This is a genomic window from Streptomyces sp. CC224B, from assembly GCF_030010595.1.
GTDB lineage: Bacteria > Actinomycetota > Actinomycetes > Streptomycetales > Streptomycetaceae > Streptomyces > Streptomyces longispororuber.
The window spans coordinates 40,411-65,287 of record NZ_JASCXL010000020.1; the positions used below are offsets into that span (position 1 = coordinate 40,411).

A 24,877-nucleotide genomic window follows, 5' to 3' on the forward strand; every position below is an offset into this window, starting at 1 on the left:
CCTCAGGGGCACGGGGTGGGCGCGTCCGCGGTGCGGCGCGTCTGGGCGGGCAGGGCGACGGCCGCGTCGGCACCGGAGGGCGCGGGCTCGGCGGGCTCGTCGCCCCGGGCCAGGCCCAGGCGCAGGTGGACGAGGCGGGCGATGTCGACGAGCGTGCTGTTGCGGTTGCGCAGCAGTTCCATGGGCGGGATCTCGATGCCGTAGCGGCGCTGGAGGGTGACGAGGAGTTCGGCGCCCATGAGGGAGTCCATGCCGTAGCTGTCGACGCGCTGGTGCGGGTCGAGCTGGCCGGGTTCCATGCGCATGACCTCGGCGAGCATCTGGCGCAGGCTCTCGGTGAGGTGGTGCACCGCGTCCTCGGCGGACATCCGGCCGAGGCGCCGGACGAGCTCGTCCCTGCCGAGGTCGTCGGCGGCTCCGGCCGGGACCAGCGCGGCCAGGCGCGGGCTGCGCACCACGGGCAGCAGGCTCCGGGTGACGCCCCAGTCGAAGGTGCCGACCAGGGCCGTGCCGGCGTCCGCCGCCAGCAGCGCCTCCAGGTGGGCGAAGGCACGCGCGGGGGCGAGGGAGTTGAGGCCCACGGCTTCCAGGGCCGGGGTGAGGCCGGTGCGGGCGACGTAGCCGACGTCGGCGACGGCTCCCCAGGCGACGGCCAGGGCGGGCAGGCCCGCCTGCCGGCGGCTGCGGGCGAGGGCGTGGAGGTAGAGGTTGCCGCCGCAGTAGGGGGCCTGGCGGACGTTGCCGATGGTGGCGGCGGCGGAGGAGTACAGCAGGAAGAGGTCGCAGGCGCGGTCGCGGGTGAGGGCGTCCAGGACGGCGGCCCCGCCGACCTTGGGCGCCATGACGGCGGCGGTCCGGTCGGCGTCCAGGGCGAGGAACTCGTCGTCGTCGAGGTGCATGGCGCAGTGGACGACGCCGCGCAGCGGGTGCCCGCCCGCGTCGAGGCTCCTGGCGAGGGCGGTCATGGCCGGGGCGTCGGCCGCGTCGGCGGCGTGGGCGGTCGCGTGCACACCCCGCTCGCGCAGCCGGGCGAGGACGTCCGGCGCCTCGGGGGCGGCCGCGCCGCGGCGGCTGACCAGGGCGAGGTGCCGGGCCCCGCGGTCGGCGAGCCACTCGGCGGTGGCCGCGCCGAAGCCGCCGGTGCCGCCGGTGACCAGGTAGGTGCCGTCCGGGTCGAGCCGCAGGGGGGCGTCCGGGCGGCGCTCCACGAGGGGGGCTTCGTCCAGCGGGTCGAAGGCGACGACGACCTTGCCGATGTGCCGGGAGTGCTGGAGGCGGCCGAAGGCCTCCTCGACGCGGGCCGCGGGGTGGACGCTGTGCGGCAGCGGGCCGCAGGCGCCGGTGGCGAGGGCGTCGAGGACGTCGTCGGCGAGTTCCTGGAGCGCCTCGGGGCGGTGGACGAGCTTGGTGAGGTCCACGCCGAAGAAGGCGATGTTGTCGGCGAACGGCCGCAGCGGCAGGGGCTTGTTCTCGTAGATGTCCCGCTTGCCGAGCTCCACGAACCGGCCGCCGGGGCGCAGGAGTTCCAGGCTGCGGGTCAGCGCCTCACCGGCCAGCGAGTTGAGCACGACGTCGACGCCGCGGCCCGCGGTGAGCTCCCTGACCCGCTCGGCGAAGTCCAGGGTGCGGGAGTCGAGCACGTGCCGGACGCCGAGGGTGCGCAGGAGGTCGCGCTTCAGGTCGCTGCCCGCGGTGGCGACGACGTGGGCGCCGCGCGCGTGGGCGTAGCGCACCGCCGCGAGGCCGACGGCTCCGGCGCCGCCGTGGACCAGGACGGTCTCGCCCGGCCGGAGCCGGGCGAGGGTCTTCAGGCCGTAGACGACGGTGGCGGCGGCCACGTACACGGTGGCCGCCTCGGTGAGGCGCATCCCGTCCGGTACCGGCAGCAGGACCGGTTCAGGGGCCGCCGTGCGGGAGGAGAGGGCGGCGGGGGCCAGGCCGAACACCCGGTCGCCGGGGGCGAAGCGGGTGGCGTTCTCCCCGCAGGCGACGACGGTGCCGGCGCACTCGAAGCCGATGCCGTGCTCCCCCAGGGCGCTCTCGAAGGCCTGGCCGGGCAGCAGGCCCGTGGCCTTCATGATGTCGCGGTAGTTCAGCGCGGCGGCACCCACCTCGATCAGCACCTCGCCGGGGCCGGGCGCCGCGGACTCCGCCTCCTCCCACGCCAGTCGGTACGTCAGGCCGGGGTTGCGCACCCGCAGGGTGTACGACGTCCCGCCGGTGGCGGGGGCGGCCGTGGGGCGGTGCCGTTCGCGCGGGACGAAGCGGCCCCGCCGGGTGAGGACGATCTCGTCGTCGTCGGTCTCGGTGAGCAGTTCGCGGGCGAGGCGCCGCGCGTCCGCGGCCGGGTCGTCACCGGCGTGCAGGGCGATGCGGCGGCAGCCCGCGTCGGGGTGCTCGTTGGCGACGGTACGGGCCACGCCCCAGGCCGCCGCGTCCAGCGGGTGCGGCTCGGCACCGGCGGTCGGCACCGCCCCGCAGGGCCGGGTCACCAGGGTGAGCCGCACCTGGCCGCCGGGGAGGTCCTGACCGGCGAGGAGGCAGGTGCGCAGCACCTCGGCCCGCCGGGCGGCAACGGCCGTGGCACGGCTCGCCTCCTGCTCGGCCGGTGCGCCGAGGACCAGCACCACGTGCACGGTGCCGTCCGCCGAGGCCTCCACCGCCGCGGCGAGCACACGCTGCCAGCCTTCACGGGTGACGGGGGCGGCCGCCGGCCCGGTGCGGCAGGCCCCCCGCTCGGTGAGGACCGCCGTCAGCGCGGCGCCCAGCGCACGGGCGCCGCCGGACTCGGTGACGACGAGGTGCGTGCCGGGGGGCGGGGGTGGTGCGGCGGGGGCGGGGGCGGGACCGGTGGCCGGGCCGGATGCGGAGGCGGCAGCCGGACTGGGCACGGAACCAGCGCCCGTACTGGGCACGGAGGCGGCAGCCGGATCGGATACGGCACCGGCAGCCGAGCCGGGGCCGCGCCCCGAAGCCCGCCCGGGCACAGAACCCGCACCCGCACCCGCCACGGACCCAGTAGCCAACCCAACCCCCCTCCGCGCGAGCAGCACCGACATCTGGCGGTGGACCGCCGTCCCGGGCTCCGCGCCGAGCTGGACAACGTCCTCGTAGCCGCAGCGCCGGAGCAGGGGCGGCCAGGCGTCGCGCGGCAGCAGCAGGGAGTGCGGGCGCAGGCCGGTGTCGGTGTGGTCGTAGAAGCTGTCCAGGAAGCCGAAGAGGCCGGCGATCCTCTCCGGGTCGTGGACCTCGGTGGCGAGCAGTGCCCCGCCCGGTGCCAGGAGCGTGGCGACGTGCCGCAGCGCGGTGCCCAGGTCCCGCGCGGCGTGCAGGGAGAAGCCCGCCACCACCAGGTCGAAGCCGCCCGGCGCGAAGCCCTGTGCGCCGGGGTCGGTGTCGAGGTCGAGGGTGCGGTGGTCGAGGAAGTCGTAGGCGGCGAACCGCGCCTTGGCGCGGGTGAGGAAGAACCCGGCGACGTCCGTGAAGCAGTAGCGGGTGCGGTCGGGCGGCAGCAGGGGCAGGAGGGCCGCGGTGGTGCCGCCGGTGCCCGCACCCACCTCCAGGACGCGCAGCGGCCGGTCGGCGGGCCAGCACCGCACCATCTCGGTCACCAGGGTCTGCAGGAGCCGGTTGTGGAGGCGGGTCAGCGGCGCGAGGTCGTAGAAGGCCTCCAAGGCCTGCGCCGAGGCCTCTCCGGTCAGCAGTTCCAGCGGGTCGCGGGTGCCGCGCAGCAGCGCGTCGAGGTGGCGGCTGTGGTGGGACAGCAGGGAGATGAAGTCGACGTTCGCGGGGTCGTCGGCCAGGCCCCGCCGGAGGGCCTCCGCCCAGTCCTCCGCGGCCCGCGCGGTGGCGTGCAGGCGGTACCGGCCGTCGCCCTCCGCCGTGAGGTACCCGTGCCGGAGCAGGGCGGGCAGCAGCAGGTCGAGCAGGCGCAGCCCGCGCTCGGCGAGGCCGTGCCCGGCCAGCTCCGGGAGGCGGAACGCGGCGCCGGGGTCGGGCAGCAGCCCGGCGAGGCACCGCGCGAGACCGGACACCAGGCCCCGGTCGAGGGCCTGGCCCGCGCTGTCGTCGGCCGCCGACCGCCGCCACGCGGCGACGACGCCCTCGACGCGGTCCCGGCAGGCCTCGGCGAGCGCGGCGGGGGCGGGCAGGGGCGAGGGCGCGCAGGGCTCGTCGTCGTGGGGTGCGGCGCGCAGCACGGTGTGGCTGACGGTGAGCGGCGCCCGGTGGGCGGCGGCGAAGCGGCGCAGGCGGCAGCCGTCGAGCCGGGCGGTGACGGTGCCGTCCGGGTCGCTGAGGGTGATGTCCCAGCAGACCTCGTCCTCGGTGCGGGACCGCTCGCGGACGAGGACGGTGCCGGTGGGGGCGGGCGGCTGCCAGACGCGGACGGCGTCGATGGAGGAGGGCAGGAAGCACCGGCCGTCGGCGACGCGGTCGGCGAGCAGCGGGGCCCCGGCCTGCAACGCGCCGTCCAGCAGCCCCGGGTGGACGGTGTACGGGTCGGCGGGCCGGTCGCAGGCGTACCGGGCGAGGACCTCGCCGTCACCGACGCGCAGCCCGGTCAGGGTGCGGAAGGACGGCCCGTAGTCGAGCCCGGCACGGGCGCAGGCGCGGTAGTGCGCGTCGGCCTCGACCGGGTGCGGGAACCGGTCGTCGCCCAGGTCCGCCGCGGACAGGCGGGGCGGCCGGGGGCGCACGAGGGCGCGGACGCGCGCGCGGACGTGCCGGCGGGGCTCCGGGGAGTGCTCGTCGGTGCTGGCGACGAGCAGGGTGCCGTCGTCGGGGTTGAGGGAGGTCTGCACGCGCAGGGCGGAGGTGTCGGGCCAGGGCAGGACCAGGACGGCCTGGATGTCGAGGTGCTCCACCTCCACCGGGCCGCCGAGCGCGGCCCGTCCGGCGGCCAGGGCCAGCTCCACGTAGCCGGTGGCGGGCATGACCACGGAGCCGGCCACCTTGTGGTCGGCGAGCCACGGCGTCAGCACGGCGTCCGGGGCGCCGGACCACACGGGTGCGGGCGCCCGGCCGCGGACGCCGAGCAGCGGGTGCTCCAGCGCCCCGCCGGCCCAGGCCTCCTTCGCGCCGCTCCAGTGCCGCCGCCGCTGCCAGGGGTACGCGGGCAGCTCCACGACCCGCCCCCGGCGCGGGAAGTAGCGGGCCCAGTCCGTGCCGGTCCCGGCCGCGAGCAGGGCGGCGCGGGCGGCGGCCAGGCACCGGCGGCCGTCCTGGTCGCGGCGCAGGGTGTCCAGGACGGCGGTGCGGACCTGGCGGCGGGCGCGGGTGAGGCGGCGCAGATAGCTCCGGAGCACCGGGTGCGGGCCGATCTCCAGGAACACGTCCGCGCCGCCGCCCAGGGCGCCCTCGACGGCGGCGGCGAAGGCGACCGGCTCGCGGACGTTGCGCCACCAGTACTCCCCGTCCAGGGCCTGTCCCGCCAGGCGGGAGCCGGTCACCGTGGAGTGGTACGGCACCCGTGCGCCGCCGGGCTCCAGACCCTTGAGCGCGGCGGTCACCTCGGCCTCCTGGGCGTCCATGGCGGCGCTGTGGAAGGCGTAGTCGAGGCCGAGGTCGCGGAAGAAGACGCCGCGCTCCTCCAGGCGGCGGCCCAGGTCGGCGAGGGCAGGCGGGTCACCGGCGAGGGTGGTGTCGTCGGCGGTGTTGATCCCGGCGATCTCCAACCGGCCCGCGTACGGGGCGATTTCGCGCTCCGCCTCCCGCGGGCCGAGGCCCACCGCGGCCATCCGCCCGCGCCCGGCGGTGGCCGCCTGCGCCCGGCTGCGCACCGCGATCACCTCCGCCGCCTGCGCCAGGCTCAGCGCGCCGCAGGTGTGGGCGGCGGCCACCTCGCCCACGCTGTGCCCGAGCACCAGGGACGGCTCCGCGCCCTGCTCCCGCAGCAGCGCGACGACGCCCAGTTGGAGGGCGAAGAGCAGCGGCTGGGCGACCTCGGTCGCCTCCAGGCGCCACTCCTCGGCCGGGCGCCGGAACACCTCGGCCACGGACCAGCCGAGCACGGGCCGCAGCTCCCGGTCCACGGCGTGCACCGTCTCACGGAAGAGGGGCTCGTGGGCGTACAGGTCGGCGCCCATGCCGGGCCACGCGGAGCCGTTGCCGGAGAACACGAACGCCACCTGCCCGGCCTCGACGGCCTCCACCGGTACGCGCGCGTCCGCCCGCCGCAGCCGCGCGGCCGCCTCGGCGGCGCCGTGGGCGAGGACGGCGGTGCGGTACGGGTGCGGGGCCCGCCGTCGGCACGACGTGTAGGCCAGGTCGTAGAAGTCGCCCTCGTCGGCGGCCTCCAGCCGCGCGGCCGTCCGGGCCACCGCCTCGTCCAGGGCCTCACGGGTCCGCGCGCTCACCAGCACAGGCAGCCCTTCCGGCGGGCCCGCGGGAGCGGCCGACTCCCGGCCCGGGGAGCCGTCCGGCTCCGGCCCCGACGGCTCGGCGGGCGGTGCCTCGGCCAGGATGACGTGGGCGTTGGCCCCGCCGAAGCCGAAGGAGTTGACCCCGACGACCGCCCGGCCGCCCGCGGGCAGCGGCCGCGCCTCGGTGACCAGGTCCAGGCCGAGGCCGGGGAAGTCGATGTCGGGGTGCGGCACGTCGGCGTGGAGGGAGGCGGGGATGCGGCGGTGGCGCAGCACCAGCAGCGCCTTGCAGATCCCGGCCATCCCGGACGCGGGCTCCAGGTGCCCGAGGTTGGTCTTGACCGAGCCCAGCGGCAGCGCGCCGTTGATCCTCCGCACCCCAAGGGCGCGGCCGACGGCCTCGGCCTCGGCGGGGTCGCCGACCGGGGTGCCGGTGCCGTGCGCCTCGAAGTAGACCAGCTCGTCCGGGTGCACCCCGGCGGCGGCGTACGCCTGCCGCAACAGGGCCTCCTGCGCGCGCGGGTTGGGCAGGGCGAGGCCCATGGTGCGGCCGTCGCTGTTGCTCGCGCTGCCCAGGACGACGGCGTGGATCCGGTCGCCGTCGGCGCGTGCCCGCTCCAGCGGCTTGAGCAGCAGCACCCCGCCGCCCTCGGCGCGCACGAACCCGTCCGCGTCGGCGGAGAACGCGGCGCAGCGGCCGCGCCGGGACAGCATCGAGGCCTGGGAGAAACCCACGTAGTGGTAGGGGCTCAGGAGGATGTTGGCGCCGCCGCACACGGCGAGGCCGCTGGTGCCCTCCCACAGCGTGTGGCAGGCCCGGTCGAGCGCCACCAGCGCGGACGAGCAGGCGGTGTCCACCGCCATGCTGGGCCCGCACAGGTCGAAGGCGTGGGAGAGCCGGTTGGCGGCGATGGACGAGGCGGCGCCCACCATGGTGTACGCGTTCACCGACCGCATGTCGAGGAACTGCAGCGGGCCGTACGAGGCGTCCGAGATGCCCACGTACACGGCCGTGTCGCTGCCCGCCAGGTCCGCCGGGTCGACGGCGGCGTCGTCCAGGGCCTCCGCGGTCAGCTCCAGGAGCAGCCGGTGCTGCGGGTCCATCTGCGCGGCCTCCTTCGGGGAGATGCCGAAGTAGGCGGCGTCGAAGCCCGCGACGTCGTCGAGGAACCCGCCGGCCGCGGTGTAGCTCTTCGCGGGGCGCGGCACCACCGGGTCCACGAACCGCTCCGCCTCGAACCGGTCGGACGGCATCTGCCCGACCACGCTGCGCCCTTCGCTCAGGACCGTCCACAGGCCGGCGAGGTCGTCGATGCCGCCCGGCAGCCGGCAGGAGACCCCGATGACGGCGATGGCTCGTTCGTCGGGCACGGCGCAGTGGTCCATGGTGCGGCCTTCCGCGGGTCGGAGGACGGGCCGGCAGCCCGTGCCGACCCCAACAGCAGCACGTACCGTATCCGTTCAACTACTTTTCGTGACACGCCGGGACGGTGTCGTCGCCGGTCCGGTGCGACGGGCCCGGGGCCGGGGAGGCCGGGCCTCCGCCGTGCGCGGCGGTACGTTTCTGTGGCGCGGGGGGGGCGCGGCACCGCGGCCGGTTCACCCGAAGCGGTGGCCGGTCCGGCGCGGAGCGCGGTGCACTCGTTCGCGCGGTACCGGCGACCGGGCCCGGGCACGGGGCACCTCCACCCGCCCCGGCACCTCTAGCGTGGGCCCCCGCGCGGCCGGTGCCGGTCCGGCCCCACGCCCGGTCGGCGTCACACCTCCGCCAACCCGCAGGCCACGCACCCGAGTCGGGTGCCCCTCCCCCGCCAAGGAGCCTCCCGTGTCCATCCTGCTCACCGGAGCCACCGGCTTCGTCGGCTGCCGCGTCCTGCGGGAACTCCTCGCCGACGACACCGACGACACCGACGACACCGACGAACCCGTCACCGTGCTGGGCCGCGGCACCCCGGACGAGCTCCGGGCGCGGGTGGAGGCGACCATGACCTGGCTGACGGAAGCCCCGCCGCCGCCACGCGCCTTGGCGCGGCTGCGCTACGTCTCCGGGGACATCGAGCGGCCGGGCCTCGGCCTGTCGGCGGCCGACCGCGCGCGCACCCTGGACGGCCTCCGGGAGGTCTGGCACAGCGCGGCCCTGCTCAACTTCATGGACGCCCCCGCCCCGTTGCACCGCGCCAACGTGCGGGGCACCCGCCACGTGCTGGACCTCCTGGAGGCCGCGCCCGCGGCGGAGCTGCGCCACATCAGCACCGCCTACGTCGCCGGGCGCCGGAGCACCGGGCACGTCCTGGAGGACGACCTGAGCGAGGACAGCGGCTTCATGTCCCGGTACGAGGAGAGCAAGTACACGGCCGAACGCCTCCTGCGCGCCTGGTCGGCCGCGACCGGACGGGCGGTCACGGTGTTGCGCCCCAGTCTGCTGGTCAGTGACCGGCCTGCCCCCGAGGGGCTGCCGGGCCAGCCGGTGGACGTGTTCATCCGGCTCGTCGACCAGGTGGCGAACGGCTGGACCGCGCGCGGCCACGGCGTGGCGGAGCTGCTCAGGGGCGGCCTGCGGGGCGACCGGGTCCGCGTCCGGGTGGAGGCCGACCCCGAGGGCACCCTCAACCTGCTCCAGGTGGACCACGCGGCCCGCGCCATGGTCCGGGCCGCGGCCGCGCCCGTCGACGGCCCGCCCCGGGTGCGCACCCTGCACGTCACGCATCCGCGGGAGACCCCCTTCCGGACCGCCCTCGACGCCCTCGCGACGCGCTACCCCGGCCTCTCGCTGAGCGTGCACGCCGAGGTCGGCAACCCCACCCGCCTTGAGCGCACGCTGACCGAGGAGACCTGGCGCCACCTGCCGGGGCTGAGCACCCTGCGCCGCACCTACGACCGCACGCACTTCCTCAAGGCCGTCGGCGACCTGCCCGACCCCGACCCCGTCGACGAGGCGTACCTCGCGCGCGCCTTCAGCCGCGCGGACCTGCCGACGGCCGTGTAGCGCCCACCCGAGAAGGCGCGGCGCCCCCTCCGAGAGAGGTGCGGCACCTACCCGGCAATAGACGCAGCGCCCCCCGACGAAGGCGCGGCCCCCGCCCCAGGAAGGGCGTGGCCGGGCCGCGCGCCGGACGAACGCTTCGCCCGCACGGGGCAGGATCCGGCCCCACCGTGTCGTAGCCGCGCCCCGGCTCGTTCTCCTTCCATGATCTGTGGACGGCGGCCTGACGCCCGGTCGGCACACCGGCGCCCCGGCCCGGCGGCCGCGTTGCGCGCGCTCCGCCGCCCCTCTCGACACGCCGCAGGCCGGCAGGACGCCGTACGTCCGAACGAACGGGAAGCAGGAGCGCGGATGGTGGGTGGCAGACACAGAACGGAGAAGCCGGGGACGGACTGGCGCCGCTTCGCCCTGGCCGGCACGGCCGGCCTGGTGCTCGCGGGCGGGACCGTGGCGGCGACGACGGCGACCGCGGCGGTCCCGGTCTACTTCGCCGTCTCGGGCAGCACCTTCACCGTGACCGCCGACACGCTGCGCGGCCGGAACGCGGTGCAGTACGCCTCCGTCACGTCCGGGACGGACAAGAAGCACCCGGTGGCGGTGGCCTCGATCGCCGACGCCACGCTGACGAACCTCTGCCAGTCCTCGGTCACGCGGACCCCGCTGGGCGCGGTCACCCTCACCATCCGCACCGGCGAGAACCGCTCCGTGCACGCCCGTGACCTGGTCATCGACCTCCAACGGCTGGACGGCGACCTGCACTTCAAGGACGTGCGCATGGGCCAGGACGCCAGCACCCTCAGCGGTGCCGGGCCCCGCGCGCGCCCGGGCGCCTACGGGCAGCAGGCACGCCGTCTGGACATCAACGACGTCAAGGTGCGGGCCTGGTCGGTGGCCGCCGCCACCTTCGAACTCGCCGACGCCAGCATGTCGATCCGCCCCGGAGCCCACCCGTGCGCGTGACCTCCCCGCCCGCGGCCGGCCGGACGCTGCGCGGCCGCCCCCTGGCCGCGGCCGCCCTGCTGGCCGCGGCCGGCGCCGAGCTGGCCTACCTCCCGCTCGGGCGCCCGACCCTCCTCGCCCTCCAGGGGCCGGGCGCCACGTCCTCCCTCATGATCGCCGCTGGGCTCCTCTGCGTCTCCGTCGTCCTGCTGTACCGGCCGCGCCGGGCCCGCGTCTGCGGGGTGGCGGGGATGCTGCTCGGCCTGCTGTCCTGCCCGCTGGCCAACTTCGGCGGCTTCCTCGTCGGGATGCTCCTCGCGGTCCTGGGCGGGGCCCTCGCGTTCGCCTGGCGGCACCCCGCCCCGGCGGGCGGGGCGCCGTGACCGCCCGCACCCGCTGGGCCGCCGTCCTGCTGCTCCTGGCGACCGCGACCGCCGCCGCGGCCCAGCCGCACCAGCCCCTCGCCGCCGCCCCCCTGGCCGACCCGGTCACCGAACCGGCCCCGGCCCCGGGCCCGGCGCCCGCTCCGGCCCCGGCGAGCCCAACGGCCCCGGCCCAGGCGACCACGACGGCCCCGGCCCAGGCACCCGACACCCACCGGCCGCCCCGCCCCCCGGGCCGGACCACGGACCACCCCCAGGCACCCGAGGGCACGGCCCCGGCCCGGGAAGCGCCCTGCGACCCGCGCGGCCTCCCCGGCGGACCGCCCCGCGCCGACGTCCGGCGGGCCGCCGCGGCCCTCGCCGCCTGCCTGCGCCACCGCCCCGCCGACCCCGGTCACCGGTCCGAGGACCCCGGCCGCCAGGACCGGGCGACGGCCGCGCCCCTGAACCTGAGCGCCCGTACGCTGATCGTCACCGGGCTGCTGTGCGTCCCCACCCTGCGCGGCGACGGGGACTGCCGGGCCGAGTCGCTGACCCTGCACCGGCCGGTCCTGAGCTACGGGCACGGGCGGCTGTGCGTCACCGCGCCGCGGCTGACCGCCCACGGCCCGCTGCGGCTGCGCGCCGACCGCGTCCACGGCCGGATCTTCGGCGTGCTGCCCGCCGCCTTCTCCACCCGGGTCGTGCCGCCGGTGCCCCTGCCCTATCTGCGCCTCGACGACGTGACGGCGCGGGGCCTGACCGTGACCGCCGCCGACGTCCGCGCCGCGCCCATGTCCATCGCCGCCACCTGCCCCCGGCTCCACAGTCGGTAGCGCCCGCTCCGTCAACACCCTTGACACCATCCGGCACTTGCCGCCCTACTGGACCTCGCACGGCCACCTGACAACGTTGTCCGAACGACGGGCAGGGAGGGACGCAGGGATGGGACACGGCCATCGAGGGCCCAGACATCGGGGACGCGGAGACCGAGGAGACGGACGGTACGGGGACGGACGGTACGGGGACGGACGGCACGGGGACGAACGGTACTCGGACGGACGGTACGGGGGCGGTCAGCGGTGGCGCGGCCCGGCCGCGGTCGCCCTGGCCGGGGTGACGGCCCTCGCGGTGGTCGCCGCCGGGCAGGGGGCCGCGTCCGCCGCGCCGCAGGAACGCCCGCGCGCGGAGCGGGAGTTCCACTCGTCCTTCGAGGCGGGGCAGCCCGCGCCCGACTGGCTGAACACCGTCGAGACCGGGCCGGACGGCCGCAAGCGGGCCGGGGGCGTGAACGGCGCGTACGCCTCCGGCATCCCGGGCGGGGTCAACGACCGGGTCACCGGGGTCCGGGCCAGCGGCGAGCACGCCGGGTCGGGCGAGGTGAAGGAGAACCTCGTCGACGGCGAGAAGACGATGAAGTGGCTGGCGTCCGCCACGTCCGGCTGGGTGGAGTTCACGCTCGACTCCCCGGCCACGGTGGTGCGGTACGCGCTGACGTCCGCCAATGACCACGCGCAGCGCGACCCGAAGTCCTGGACGCTCCAGGGCTCGGCGGACGGCCGCGAGTGGAAGGACCTCGACAAGCGCGAGGGGGAGAGCTTCGGCGGCCGGTTCGAGACGAAGACGTACGACTTCGCGAACGACACCGCGTACTCCCACTACCGGCTCGCCATCGCGGCGAACAACGGCGGCGGCGAGATCCAGCTCGCCGACCTCCAGCTCTCCGTCGGCGGCACGGACGCGCCCGCCCCGCCCGAGGACATGCGCAGCGCCGTCGACCGGGGCCCGGCCGGGTCGCCGACGGCGAAGGCCCGCGCGGGCTTCACCGGCAAGCAGGCTCTGCGGTACGCGGGCACGCACACCGCGCGGGGCCGCGGGTACTCGTACAACAAGGTCTTCGACGTGGACGTGGAGGTGGGGCGGGACACCGCGCTCGGCTACCGCGTCTTCCCGGCCATGGACGACGAGGAGTACAAGGACTCGCCGTACGACGCCACGCACGTCTCCGTGGACCTGGCCTTCACCGACGGGACGTATCTGAGCGACCTGAAGGCCACCGACCAGCACGGCTTCCCGCTGACGCCGCGCGGGCAGGGTGCCGCGAAGGTGCTGTACGTCAACCAGTGGAACAACGTCGAGTCGCGCGTGGGCCAGGTGGCCGCCGGGAAGACGGTCGACCGGATCCTCGTGGCGTACGACTCCCCGAAGGGCCCGGTGAAGTTCCGCGGCTGGGTGGACGACATATCCCTGGCCGAGAAGGCTCCGCCGAAGCCGAAGGCGCACCCGTCGGACTACGCCTCCACCACCCGCGGCACCCTCTCCAGCGGCGGCTTCTCGCGCGGCAACACCTTCCCCGCGACCGCCGTGCCGCACGGTTTCAACTTCTGGACGCCGGTGACCAACGCGGGCAGCCTGGACTGGCTGTACGACTACTCCCGGCGCAACAACGACGACAACCTGCCCGCCCTGCAGGCGTTCAGCGCGAGCCACGAGCCGAGCCCGTGGATGGGCGACCGGCAGACGTTCCAGGTCATGCCGTCGGCCGCGAAGGGCACCCCGGACGCCTCGCGCTCCGGGCGGGCGCTGCCGTTCCGGCACGAGAACGAGACGGCCCGCCCGCACCACTACGCCGTGACGTTCGAGAACGGCCTGAAGGCCGAGATGACGCCGACCGACCACGCGGCGATGTTCCGGTTCACCTACCCCGGCGACGACGCGAGCGTGATCTTCGACAACATCGAGAAGACGGGCGACACCAAGCACGGCGTCGGCCTCACCCTCGACCAGGACAAGGGCGTCGTCACCGGCTACTCCGACGTCAAGTCGGGCCTGTCGACGGGCGCGACGCGGATGTTCGTGTACGGCACCTTCGACCAGCGGGTCACGGACGGCGGCAAGCTTCAGGGCGGCGGCACCACGGACGCCACCGGCTACTTCCGCTTCTCCCCCGGCAAGGACCGCGCGGTCACGCTGCGCCTGGCCACGTCGCTGATCAGCGTCGACCAGGCCAAGGCCAACCTGGACCGCGAGATACCCGGCGGCACGTCCTTCGACAAGGTCAGGCGCGCCGCCCAGAAGCGGTGGGACAGGATCCTCGGCAAGGTCGAGGTGGAGGGCGCGAGCGAGGACCAGCTGACCACGCTCTACTCCAGCCTCTACCGCCTGTACCTGTACCCGAACTCGGCCTTCGAGAAGGTCGGTAACACCTACAAGTACGCCTCGCCGTTCACCAAGCAGCCCGGGCCCGACACGCCCACCCACACCGGCGCGAAGATCGTCGAGGGCAAGCCGTACGTCAACAACGGCTTCTGGGACACCTACCGGACGACGTGGCCCGCGTACTCCCTGCTCACGCCCAAGAAGGCGGGTGAGCTGGTGGAGGGCTTCGTGCAGCACTACAAGGACGGCGGCTGGACGTCGCGCTGGTCCTCGCCCGGCTACGCGGACCTGATGACCGGCACCTCCTCGGACGTGGCGTTCGCCGACGCGTACGTGAAGGGCGTGCGCGGCTTCGACGCGAAGGCCGCGTACGAGGCGGCGGTCAAGAACGCGACGGTGGCGCCCGACAAGCCGGGCTACGGCCGCAAGGGCATGGCCACCTCGCCGTTCCTCGGCTACACCAGCAGCGAGACGCACGAGGGCCTGTCCTGGGCGCTTGAGGGCTACCTCAATGACTACGGCATCGCGAAGATGGGCGAGGCCCTGTACAAGAAGACGGGCAAGAAGCGGTACAAGGAGGAGGCCGCGTACTTCCTCAACCGCGCGCGGGACTACGTGCACCTCTTCGACGCCAAGGCCGGGTTCTTCCAGGGCAAGGACAAGAAGGGCGACTGGCGCGTCCCCTCCGAGAAGTTCGACCCGCGCGTGTGGGGCCACGACTACACCGAGACCAACGCCTGGGGCTACGCCTTCACCGCCCCGCAGGACTCGCGCGGCCTCGCCAACCTCTACGGCGGCCGCAAGGGCCTCGCGAAGAAGCTCGACACGTACTTCGCGACGCCCGAGACCGGCTCCGCCGAGTTCGCCGGGTCGTACGGGGGCGTCATCCACGAGATGACCGAGGCGCGGGACGTGCGCATGGGCATGTACGGGCACTCCAACCAGGTCGCGCACCACGCCGCGTACATGTACGACGCGGCCGGGCAGCCCTGGAAGACCCAGGAGAAGGTCCGCGAGGTCCTCGCCCGGCTCTACACCGGCAGCGAGATCGGCCAGGGCTACCACGGCGACGAGGACAACGGCGAGCAGTCCGCCTGGTACCTCTTCTCCTCGCTCGGCTTCTACCCGCTCGTCATGGGCAGCGGCGAATACGCCGTCGGCTCGCCGCAGTTCAGGAAGATGACCGTCCACCTGGACAACGGCCGCGACCTGGTCGTGAAGGCCCCGAAGAACAGCGCGAAGAACGTGTACGTGCAGGGGCTGCGGGTCAACGGCAAGAAGTGGACGTCCACCGCCCTGCCGCACCGGCTCCTCGCCCGGGGCGGCGTCCTGGAGTTCGACATGGGCCCCCGCCCCTCCGCCTGGGGCACGGGCAAGGGCGCCCAGCCGGTGTCCGTCACCCAGGACGACAAGGTGCCCTCGCCGCGGCGGGACGCCCTCAAGGGTGAGGGCGCGCTCTTCGACGACTCCTCCGCGACGAGCGCCCCGGCCGCGACCGTGGATCTTCCCGTCCCCGGCCGCACCAAGGCCGTGCAGTACACGCTCACCTCGGGCGACCGGTCCGCCGCCCCGCGCGGCTGGGTCCTCCAGGGCTCCCGCGACGGCGAGAGGTGGCAGACCCTCGACCGCCGCGCGGGCGAGTCCTTCGCCTGGGACCGGCAGACCCGTGCGTTCTCCGTACGCCACCCCAAGGCGTACGCGCAGTACCGCCTCGTCCTCACCGGGGGCTCCGCGACCCTCGCGGAGGTGGAGCTGCTGAGCTGACCTCCGGTCCGGCCTGACCGAACTCGGCCCAGACGACCTTGCCGGGGTGGCGCTCCCCCACCCCCCAGGCGTCCGCCAGGGCCGCCACCAGGAGCAGGCCGCGCCCCGACTCGTCGGCAACCCCTTCGCCGACGAGCCGGGGCCGGCCGTCCCCGCTGTCGTGCACCTCTACGCGTACGTCGGCTCCCGCCCGGATGAGCCGCAGCCGGAACCCACGCCCTGGCGGCACACCGTGCAGCAGGGCGTTGGTCGTCAGCTCGCTGACGACGAGGGTGATGTCCTCCGCGCGCTCGCCGACCTCCCACGCTGCGAGCGCCGCGCGGGTGAACACCCGCGCCGCCGGAATCGATTGGCGCTCACGCCGGTAGAACCGTTCACGGAGTGGTGTGGGGGAAGTTTCGCCGTTCATGTGACGAGAGTCACGCTGCGTGGCCATCATGGAGCAGTACGTGAGGTCGTACAGCTCGGCTGTACGACCTGGCACCGGTAAAGGCCCTGGTTTCGGTGGGAGTTGTACCCGCATGAGCGGCTCGCGACGACGGTCACGAAGGAATGCGTCGGCCATGAAGATGGTGGGCGCGCTGCTCGCCGTCCACCGGGAGGCCGCCGGGTACACCCAGAGATCCCTGGCCGAGCACTTCTGCATGAGCGAGGACCAGATCGCCTCCATCGAACAGGGGCGGCGCCCGTTGAAGATGGATCTGGCGATTCAGCTCGATGACCTCCTGGGCACCAACCGGACGTTGCAGACGGCTGTCGACCACATGCCGGAGGTGGATCTGGTTCCGCGGTTCGCGGAGGAGTACCTGGATCGGGAGGAGGAGGCTCTCGCGATCTCCTGGTACGAGTGCCTGCTGATGCCTGGACTGCTCCAGACCGAGGGGTACGCCCGTGCGGTCTTCCGCAGCCGCGTACCGGTGTACGACGAGGACGAGATCGAACAGCTCGTCGCGAAGCGAATCGAGCGACGGGACATCCTCCATCGCAAACAGCCTCCGACGGTCAGCTTCGTGATCTGGGAAGCGGCACTGCGGGACCAGTTGGGGGGCCATGAGGTGTACGTCCAGCAGCTTCGCCATCTGCGCGAGTACGCCGACCTACCTGGTCTGTGGCTACAGATTCTTCCGCTCGGCCGCACCACTCACGCCGGTCTCTCGGGCCCGTTCATCCTGCTGGAAACCCCGGAGCACCAACGCCTCGCATACACCGAGACCGGTCGCGGCAGTCAGTTGATCTCCGAGCTGGACGAGGTGGCGATCCTGAACCAGAAGTATGCGATGCTGCGGACACAGGCCCTCAACACCGAAGATTCGAAAGGCCTGTTGGACCGTATGCTAGGAGAGCGATGAGCGGCAGTACCGCGCTTGTATGGTTCAAATCCAGCTACAGCAGCGATGAAGGCGGCGCCTGCCTCGAAGTAGCCCACGACTGGCGGAAGTCGAGCTACAGCACCGAGCAGGGTGGCGCCTGCCTCGAAGTCTCACGCGGCTGGTGCAAGTCCAGCCACAGCGGAAGCGACGGCGGTAATTGCCTGCAAGTGCGCGCCGGATGGCGCAGGTCCAGCTACAGCGGGAGCGAGGGTGGCCAGTGCCTCGAAATGGCCCCAGCCCTCACCACCATCCACATCCGCGACTCCAAAGACCCCGGCCGGAGGCACCTCACTGTTGCCCCGGGGGCGTGGGCCGCCTTCCTTTCGCTGGCGCGGGGGCGCTGTCCCTGACCTCCCGCCCTGGCCCAGGGGTGTGGTGGAGGGCCCGTCGAGGCGGTTCAGTTCTTGGGCTGCCCCGGCGGGGCGTCCGGAAATTCGCCATCCCGGGGATGGTCAGCGAGCAGAGGGACACGATCGCCATCATCGCGCCTGTGCAGATCAGTGCTGGTCGCGTTCCCACTCCTGCGACCGCGGCAGGCAGGATCGCGAGGCTCAGGGGGCTCAGGGCGTACGACACCAGGAAGTCCAGCGATGAGATGCGGGCGCGCATGGCAGGGGGGAACTCGCGCTGAATGGCGCTGAACCAGGAGACGTTGAACATCTCCATGCCAAGACCCGCAGCGAAGTGAGCGACGAACACCGGCCAGGCGGCCGTCGAGAACGCCAGTGTGAACGGAATCCCGGCGAACAGCGTGATGCCGGTGACGGCGAAGAGCCCAGGCCGGCGCGAGCGCCACCGCAGCATGACGACGCCACCGGCCAGGGCACCCAGGGCGAACATGGTGAGCGCGACGGCGTACACGGCATCCGTACCGAAGCGATCGCGGCTGATCACCGGCAGCAGAACCATCTGCGTGGCCTCTCCCACGCCGAGGACCAGCGTGAGAATGACCAGCCCGGCGAGGAACCATGGCTGTCCGCGTGCGGCGCGGATTCCGGAGAGGAACCCTTGGAGGACGGTTTCGGCGCTTCGGTCCGGGGCCCGGAGTCTGGGCAGGCCGCGCACGACGTACGCCGCGCACAGCCACAGCAGGATCGTCGTGGCCAGGACCGTTCGTGGTCCTGACCACAGGGTCAGGGCCGTTGCCGCGCCGGGAGAGAGCACCAAGGCCAGCCGGAAGGTGACCGTGGACAGCGCGTTGGCGGACTGGCGTTGCGGTTCCGGAACGAGATCGCCGATGAGAGCCTGATAGGAGGGGCGCAGGACCCCCTCGCCCGCTCCTGTCACGAAGACGCAGGCGGCTATGACCCACATCGGGCCGTTCAACCAGAGCAACAGCATGCCGGTGGAGGCGACCCGTACCAGGCAGGCGAGGAACACCGTGCTCGACCGTGACCAGCGATCCGCCGCGACCCCGCCGGGAACGGTCGCGAGCACGAACCCCAGCGTCTTCGCCGCGAGGACCAGGCCGAGTGCCGTGGCACTGTCACCGCGGCGCACCAGCGCGAGCGTGACGGCCACCGGAAGCAAGGACACGGCCCACGCGTCGGTCGTGCTGCACAGCCAGAGCCGGGCGAAACCCGGAACCGCGAGAACACTGCCCCGCGTACGGGTTCTGAGGCCGGACATCATCACGGCGTCCCTCTGCCCGGCACGGCAACTCGGCTGTCCACAAAGCCGACGAGGTTGAAGAGGCCGGGAAGGCCGGAAACACCCCTGCGTGGTGGCTGCACAGAATCCCCCAGAAATCGCGGGCGGCGGCGCATGGCTGTCGCGCCGGAAAGGCGCGGGTCCGGCAGTCCCCCTGCTCGCGCGTGGGACTGCCGGACCCTGCGAAGCGCCCTCAGCACGTCGTCACGTGTGCGAGGTATGCGGCTCGAACGTCCGGATCACCGCTTGTTCCTGCGTCGCAGAGCTTGCGCACGGCGTTGCGCCCGGTCCGTGACCTCGCTGTCGTGGCGCGGGGAGCCGTCGGCCGGTGGACCGGCCAGAGTCCGCGCCAGTGAGCTGATCGTAGGATGCTGGAAGAGTGTGACCATGGAGATCTCGCGGTTCAGCCTGTGCGAGAGCCTGGCCTGGATCTCGGCTGCGAGGGCAGAGGTACCGCCGAGGTCGAAGAAGTTCTCCTGGTGGCCCATGTCGCTGACGCGCAGTACCTCTTGCCACACCGCGGCGACTTCACGCTCGGTATCCGGCATGGACGGAGAAGGAACCGCTCGGCCGGTCTCCTCGGGCAGGGACTCGCGCAGGGCCGCGCGGTCCACCTTGCCGTGCGCACTGCGGGGAAGCCCACCGGTGAGCACGTAGTCCGTGGGCACCATATAGCTCGGTACGCGCTCGCTGACGAAGCTCCTGAGCCGGTCGTCGAGGCCGGCTCCGGCCCCGGGCGCGGCGACGATGTGCGCGGTCAGCCGCCGGTCGATCGCCCGCCCGCCGGCAGCGGTGACGGCGGCCTCCCGCACATCCGGATGGTCGAGCAGTACCGCCTCCAGCTCACCCAACTCGATGCGGGCTCCCCGGATCTTGACCTGATCGTCGTCACGGCCGAGGTAGTCGATCGTGCCGTCGGCAAGGTAGCGCGCACGGTCGCCCGACCGATAGAGAAGCGTGCCCGGCTCGTCACGGAAAGGATGGGGAATGAACCGTTCTTCGGTCAGGTCCGGCCGGTTCAGATAGCCTCGCGCGAGCCCCGTCCCACCGATATGGATCTCACCGGGAACGCCGACGGGCACGATGCGACGGTTCCGGTCGAGCACATACATCTCGGCATTCGCGATGGGACGGCCGATGGGGACCCTGCGCGCCCCCGGGGCCGACGCGACGGCCTCGTACACACAGCACCCGACGGTCGCCTCAGTGGGACCGTATTCGTTGAAGATCCTGGCACCCGGCGCGTGGCGGCGCCAGAATGCGAGGCTTTCGGCGGGGAACGCCTCTCCTCCGACGACGAGGGCGCCGACGTTCGCCTGCGGAGCGTCGGCCGGGATCACGGCTCGGACGAGGTCGAGTTGTGCCGGGGTCGCCTTCACCAGGCTCTGGCCGGTGCCGCCGTGCAGCAGGTCGTACAGCTCGTGGATCTCGCCGCCCTCGCTGAGCAGCGTGACGGTCCGCCCGGCGAGCAGCGGCCCGAACAGACTGGTGAGCGTCGCGTCGAAGGTGACCGATGAGCTCACCGGGGCACCGGCGCCCTCGGCCATGCGGTACTCCCGGTTGGCCCAGGTCAGGTAGTTCACGATCGACCGGTGCGCGACCATGACCCCCTTCGGGGTGCCGGTCGATCCCGAGGTGTGGAGCACATAGGCGAGGTCGTCGGGTCCCGCGTCGGGCACGGCCGACGGGCTGGACGAGGATTCCGGAAGGGCCTCGTCCACGCAGACCGTCGGCTGTTCGCGGTCCGGGAGCCGGTCCCGTACGTCGCGCTGGGTCAGTACCGCCACGGCACGGGTGTCGTCGATGACGTGCGCGAGGCGGCGTGCCGGATGGGACGGGTCCATCGGAACGAACGCCGCTCCGCTCTTCAGCACGGCGAGCAAGGAGACGAGCAGCGCGGGGCGGCGGCGCAGGCAGACGGCGACGAGTGTGCCGCTCCGGGCGCCCAGCCGCGTGAGATGCTCGCTGAGCGCGGTCGCGCGGCGGTCCAGTTCCCGGTAGCTCAGTTCCTCACCGCGGCAGGCCACGGCGACGGCGTCGGGGGTGCGCGCCGCCTGCGCCGCGATCAGCTCGTGCAGCGTGGCGCCGGAGACCGGCTCGGCCGTGGCGTTCCAGTCCAGGACCGCCTGCTCGTGCTGGGCGTCGGTGAGGACGCGCAGCAGGCTGATCCGCTCCCGGGGGTCGCGCACGATGTCGGCGAGCAGGGTGCGGAAGTGTCCGCCGATCCGCTCGATCGTCGCGCGATCGAACAGAGCGGTGCTGTACTCCCATCGCGTCGTGAGGCCCTGATCCTCCTCGACGCAGGCGAGCGTGAGGTCGAACCGGGCCGCGCTCGCACGCACCGCGATGGGTTCGAGCGGTGGCACCGACCCCGCCGTGGAGGGCATCTTCTCGTACGCGAACATCACCTGGAACAGTGGTGTGTGGCTCGGATCGCGCGGCGGCCGGAGGCGTTCCACGAGCAGCGGGAAGGGAAACTCCTGGTGCTCCAGCGCACCGAGTACGGTTTCGCGCACGCGGGCGAGATGGTCGGTGAAGGTCGGGTCGTCGCCGACCTTCACGCGGAGCACGAGCTGATTGGCCAGGTACCCGGTGAGGGAAGCCAGCTCCGGGCGCGTCCGGGCCGCCGCAGGTGTGCCGACCACGAAATCGGTGCTTCCTGTGCAGCGGTGCAGCAGGACCTCGTACGCCGCGAGGAGCAGCGTGTACAGCGTCACTCCCGACGTCCTCGCGAGGGCCTTGAGCTCGGTCGACAGCGCGTCATCCAGCGGCAGGGTGACGCTGTCCCCATCGAATTCCTGTACCGCGGGCCTCGCCCTGTCGTAGGGAAGGGCCAGCGTGGTGGGTACGTCCTCGAGCTGCTTGGCCCAGTACCGCCACTGCTGCTCTCCCGCGGGGCCGAAGACGCGTTCCCTGATCCAGTGGACGTACTCGTGCGGTGTCCAGCCGGTGGCGGACGGTCCGGCGTCCGCCTTTCCCGTCCTTCCTGTGTCTCCTGCCGCACCCGTGGTGCCCGTGCCTCCCGCACTCACCGAACGTCCCGTCGCGGCCGCGTAGGAGCGTTGCAGGTCGTTGAGGATCAGCTTCAGCGACCACAGGTCGACGACGATGTGGTGTGCGGCCAGGACGAGGATGTGCCCTCCCTCGTCGTGCTTGCCGAGCATCGCGCGGATGAGGGGGCCTTGCCGCACATCGAACGGACGGTCACGGAACTCGATGATGCGCTGCTCCAGCGCCTGCTCGCCGAGGCCGGTGGTGTCCTCGTGGCTGACCGGTACCGGCATGCGGTCATGAACGACTGCGTACGGCTTGCCGTCGACTGCGGGGAACGTCGTGCGCAGTGCCGGATGCCGCTCGCTCAGCGCGGCGAGAGCACCGCGCAACGCATCGGCGTCGACGCTCCCGGGGAGCCTGGCCGCGTAGCAGGTGTTGTACGCGGGGCTGGTGGGTGCTGCGGTGTGCAGGAACCACAGGGCCTGCTCCCCGTGTGAGAGCGGGCGACGCGAGGGGGCGGGCGCGGGGGCCTGCCGCGGCCGCTCGCCGGGGTTCTCCGCGCTGCCCGGGATGTCCGAGCTGTCCGCGCCAGCCGTGCTGTCGGCGCCGTGCGCACTGTGGACCAACTCCAGGAGCCGGTCCGCGATGTGCTCAGCCGTCGCGTTCTCCAGGAACTCGGTGAGCGAGACCGGGACACCCAGGTCACCGCTGACGTGGTGGGCGAGTTCCGCCGCCGCCAGCGAGTCGATGCCCACGTCGGTGAGCGACGTCGACGGTGCGTGCTCCGCGGGCAGCTCGTCCTGCGGGCCGAGGACAGCGTCCCTGACGTAGGCGGTCAGCCACGCCTTGCGCTGGTCGACCGGTAGCGCCATGAGTGTTTCCCGCGCCCGGGTGCCGTGCCCTTGCCACGTCTCCCTCGGAGTGAGCACGTCCCGGTACAGCTCGCCGAGCGTCTCCGCCAGGTAGCGGGCCCGGCTCTCCCGCCGTCTGATCTTTCCGCTCGATGTCTTCGGGATCGCGCCGGTCGGCAGCAACGCGACCCCGTCGACCCGCAGCGCATGGCGTTCGGTGACGGTCCGCCGGATGGCCTGGGCGATGGCGGGGCCGTCGAAGTGCGCGGCGGCTTCCGGGGTCAGCTCGCAGACGATGACGAGCTGCTCGGCGTCGGGCCCCGGCACCGCGAACGCAGCTCCGCACCCGGCCCGGACCGCCGGATGGCACTCCTCGACGGATCGTTCCAGGTCCTGCGGATAGTAGTTGCGGCCCCGGATGATGATCAGGTCCTTGAGCCTACCGGTGACGAACAGTTCGCCGTCGTGCAGGAAACCGAGGTCGCCGGTCCGCAGGAAGGGGCCGTCGCCGGAGTCGGCAAGGTGCGCGCCGAAGGTCTCCTCGGTGTCCCCCGGCCGCTTCCAGTAGCCGCCGGCGACGCTTCGGCCGGCGACCCAGATCTCCCCGACCTGGCCGGGCGGGCACGCGACGCGGGCGGTCGGGTCGACCACACGCACCCGCGCGTCCCCCTGGACGGTCCCGCAACTGACCAGTTCGGTGGCCTGCTCGCCCGACGACGCCGCACGGGCGGTCCCCGCCTCGGACAGTTCGCCGGTGGCCGCGGAGAGGGTCCGGGCCCCGCTGCCGAGTTCGGCGCCGGTCACCATGAGGGTCGCCTCGGCCAGGCCGTAGCACGGGTAGGAGGACTGCGGCCGGAAGCCATGGGGAGCGAACGCCGCGGCGAACTCTTCGAGTGTGCTCGGCCGGATCGGCTCGGCACCGTTGTACGCGCTCAGCCAGCAGCTCAGGTCCAGGCCCTGACGATCGGCGGCCGTGGTGCGCTCGGCGCACAAGGCGTAGGCGAAGTTCGGCCCCCCGGAATGGGTGGCGCGATAGCGCGATATGGCCTGCAGCCACCGGATCGGGGCCTTGAGGAACGCCGTCGGCGGCATGAGATGGGCCGGGAACCCGGTGTACAGCGGTTGCAGGATCCCGTCGATCAGACCCATGTCGTGGTAGGCGGGCAACCAGCTCACGGACACGCTCGCCGGTGACAGACCGAAGGCCTGGCGGATGATGTCGGAATTGGCGAGCAGGTTGTGGTGGCTCACCATCACGCCCTTGGGGGTCGAGGTGGACCCCGAGGTGTACTGGAGCAGCGCACAGGGATCGGGATCGGGGGTGATCCCGTTTTCTCGCTGAGGACACGTGGCGGGAACGCACACGATGTTTCCCTCAGATACCCAGCGGTCCTCGGCGTCGAGGGCCTGCCGGACTCCTTCCGGCAGCGACGTGGCGATGGCACTCGTCGTCAGGACCGCCGCCGGTAGCGCATCCTTGAAAATGGCTTCGAGGTGGAGATTTCCGCGCCTGCCCGGCGGATACGCCGGAACCGCGACCACTCCGGCCTCGAAGCAGGCGAAGAGCGCGACGATGAAATCGAGACCCGGCGGATGGAGGAGCAGGGCGCGGTCACCGGGAGTTGTCACCTGCCGCAGACGGGCGGCGACGGACCGTGCCCGGCTCGCGAGTTCACCGTAGGCAAGCCGGTCGGAGGGGGTGGTTCCATCCTGGAGAAAGGTGTAGGCGAGCTGATCCGGCGTCGTTGTCGCACGGAAATCGAGCAGCTCGGCCCAGGTTGAGAACTCCGGCTTCGCCATGACGGGGACGGGGTCTGTCCGGGGATTGATCACCATGGGGGGCCACCTAGGTCGATGACGCCTTCGGTCGGCGTCGCACAGAGGACGGAGCGGGTCATTACCCGGGAGTAGGTGTATTCGACTTCCTCGCCGAACTGGGTCACGAGAAGTCGGCCTTCGAACTCCTGCCAGCCCAACCTGGAGTAGTAGGGAAGCAGCGGCGGGTCGCAGACCAGCAGTCCGAAGTCGACGTCACCGCGTTCGTGGAAGTACTTCTCGGCACGCAGCATCGCGGCTTCCGCGTAGCCCCGCCGCCGGTATCGGGGGTGTGTTTTCACTCCCCCGATACCGGCGATCCGGACGGCCTTGCCGTCGTGGCGACCGGAGCGGAAGAGCATCCCGACGTGGCAGGCCAGCGTGCCGTCCGGCGACCGGACGGCCACGCGCCACTGCGCGGGCGCCCACTCCATGGCGGCTCCCGACCAGCCGGCTTCCTCCTCCGGGGGGTACACGGCGTCCCGGAGCTCCCTGAGGGCCGACTGTTCCCGGTCGGGCAGGTCGGCCATGCGGTCGATCGACATCTCCGGTGCCGCGGCACCCCCGTGATCAGTGGTGTTCGCGTCGGCCATCGGGGAAACTCCAAGGGGTCATGAGCAGAAGTGAT

At 73.2% G+C, this 24,877-nt stretch carries 12 protein-coding genes; 7 read left to right on the forward strand and 5 right to left on the reverse strand.

From position 1 onward, the window contains the following. Positions 1–2: 2 nt before the first annotated feature. A complete protein-coding gene (locus QK440_RS10605; protein ID WP_282792773.1) occupies positions 3–7,733 on the reverse strand; it encodes a type I polyketide synthase in 7,731 nt (2,576 codons plus the stop codon). A 454-nt stretch (positions 7,734–8,187) separates the two neighbouring features. On the opposite strand from QK440_RS10605, the gene QK440_RS10610 reads away from it, so the two are divergent. The 5 genes from QK440_RS10610 (at position 8,188) to QK440_RS10630 (ending at position 15,569) form a co-directional block, all read left to right on the forward strand. Continuing rightward, on the forward strand, positions 8,188–9,348 hold the full coding sequence (locus tag QK440_RS10610) for an SDR family oxidoreductase (protein ID WP_282792774.1): 1,161 nt from the start codon (positions 8,188–8,190) through the stop codon (positions 9,346–9,348). Between the two features lie 348 nt (positions 9,349–9,696). Further along, on the forward strand, positions 9,697–10,305 hold the full coding sequence (locus QK440_RS10615) for a DUF6230 family protein (protein WP_282792775.1): 609 nt from the start codon (positions 9,697–9,699) through the stop codon (positions 10,303–10,305). Next, on the forward strand, positions 10,296–10,667 hold the full coding sequence (locus QK440_RS10620) for a DUF6114 domain-containing protein (protein ID WP_282792776.1): 372 nt from the start codon (positions 10,296–10,298) through the stop codon (positions 10,665–10,667). Before QK440_RS10615 ends, QK440_RS10620 begins: the two co-directional genes overlap by 10 nt. Continuing rightward, positions 10,664–11,482: a hypothetical protein gene (locus QK440_RS10625; protein ID WP_282792777.1), complete on the forward strand. Its 819-nt coding sequence runs from the start codon at positions 10,664–10,666 to the stop codon at positions 11,480–11,482. Before QK440_RS10620 ends, QK440_RS10625 begins: the two co-directional genes overlap by 4 nt. A 280-nt stretch (positions 11,483–11,762) precedes the next feature. After that, entirely contained in the window at positions 11,763–15,569 is a 3,807-nt protein-coding gene (locus tag QK440_RS10630; protein WP_282792778.1) for a GH92 family glycosyl hydrolase, read from the forward strand. Here QK440_RS10630 and QK440_RS10635 read toward each other — a convergent pair. Continuing rightward, a complete protein-coding gene (locus QK440_RS10635; RefSeq protein ID WP_282792779.1) occupies positions 15,523–15,978 on the reverse strand; it encodes an ATP-binding protein in 456 nt (151 codons plus the stop codon). The two genes, QK440_RS10630 and QK440_RS10635, sit on opposite strands and share 47 nt — an antisense overlap. A 112-nt stretch (positions 15,979–16,090) precedes the next feature. Between QK440_RS10635 and QK440_RS10640 the strand changes: the two genes are divergently transcribed. Both QK440_RS10640 and QK440_RS10645 read left to right on the forward strand, forming a co-directional pair. Further along, on the forward strand, positions 16,091–16,918 hold the full coding sequence (locus tag QK440_RS10640; protein ID WP_282792780.1) for a helix-turn-helix transcriptional regulator: 828 nt from the start codon (positions 16,091–16,093) through the stop codon (positions 16,916–16,918). Next, positions 16,915–17,289 carry a DUF397 domain-containing protein gene (locus tag QK440_RS10645; RefSeq protein WP_282792781.1) on the forward strand — a complete coding sequence of 125 codons (375 nt, stop codon included), beginning with the start codon at positions 16,915–16,917 and terminating at the stop codon, positions 17,287–17,289. The genes QK440_RS10640 and QK440_RS10645 overlap by 4 nt, the downstream gene beginning before the upstream one ends. Here the strand turns inward: QK440_RS10645 and QK440_RS10650 are convergent. From QK440_RS10650 to QK440_RS10660, 3 genes are all read right to left on the reverse strand, one after another. Then, complete coding sequence (locus QK440_RS10650) at positions 17,228–18,571, reverse strand: MFS transporter (RefSeq protein ID WP_282792782.1); 1,344 nt, start codon at positions 18,569–18,571, stop codon at positions 17,228–17,230. The genes QK440_RS10645 and QK440_RS10650 overlap by 62 nt on opposite strands. Positions 18,572–18,828: 257 nt before the next feature. Further along, positions 18,829–24,270: a non-ribosomal peptide synthetase gene (locus QK440_RS10655; RefSeq protein WP_282792783.1), complete on the reverse strand. Its 5,442-nt coding sequence runs from the start codon at positions 24,268–24,270 to the stop codon at positions 18,829–18,831. After that, positions 24,264–24,842: a GNAT family N-acetyltransferase gene (locus QK440_RS10660; RefSeq protein WP_282792784.1), complete on the reverse strand. Its 579-nt coding sequence runs from the start codon at positions 24,840–24,842 to the stop codon at positions 24,264–24,266. The genes QK440_RS10655 and QK440_RS10660 overlap by 7 nt, the downstream gene beginning before the upstream one ends. Between the last annotated feature and the right edge of the window lie 35 nt (positions 24,843–24,877).

Bases quoted from the DNA above. Each gene is read 5' to 3' on its own strand.
- QK440_RS10615 (WP_282792775.1), top strand. From the start codon at position 9,697: ATGGTGGGTGGCAGACACAGAACGGAGAAGCCGGGGACGGACTGGCGC.
- QK440_RS10635 (WP_282792779.1), bottom strand. From the start codon at position 15,978: ATGAACGGCGAAACTTCCCCCACACCACTCCGTGAACGGTTCTACCGG.
- QK440_RS10640 (WP_282792780.1), top strand. From the start codon at position 16,091: ATGAGCGGCTCGCGACGACGGTCACGAAGGAATGCGTCGGCCATGAAG.
- QK440_RS10645 (WP_282792781.1), top strand. From the start codon at position 16,915: ATGAGCGGCAGTACCGCGCTTGTATGGTTCAAATCCAGCTACAGCAGC.
- QK440_RS10650 (WP_282792782.1), bottom strand. From the start codon at position 18,571: ATGATGTCCGGCCTCAGAACCCGTACGCGGGGCAGTGTTCTCGCGGTT.
- QK440_RS10655 (WP_282792783.1), bottom strand. From the start codon at position 24,270: ATGGTGATCAATCCCCGGACAGACCCCGTCCCCGTCATGGCGAAGCCG.
- QK440_RS10660 (WP_282792784.1), bottom strand. From the start codon at position 24,842: ATGGCCGACGCGAACACCACTGATCACGGGGGTGCCGCGGCACCGGAG.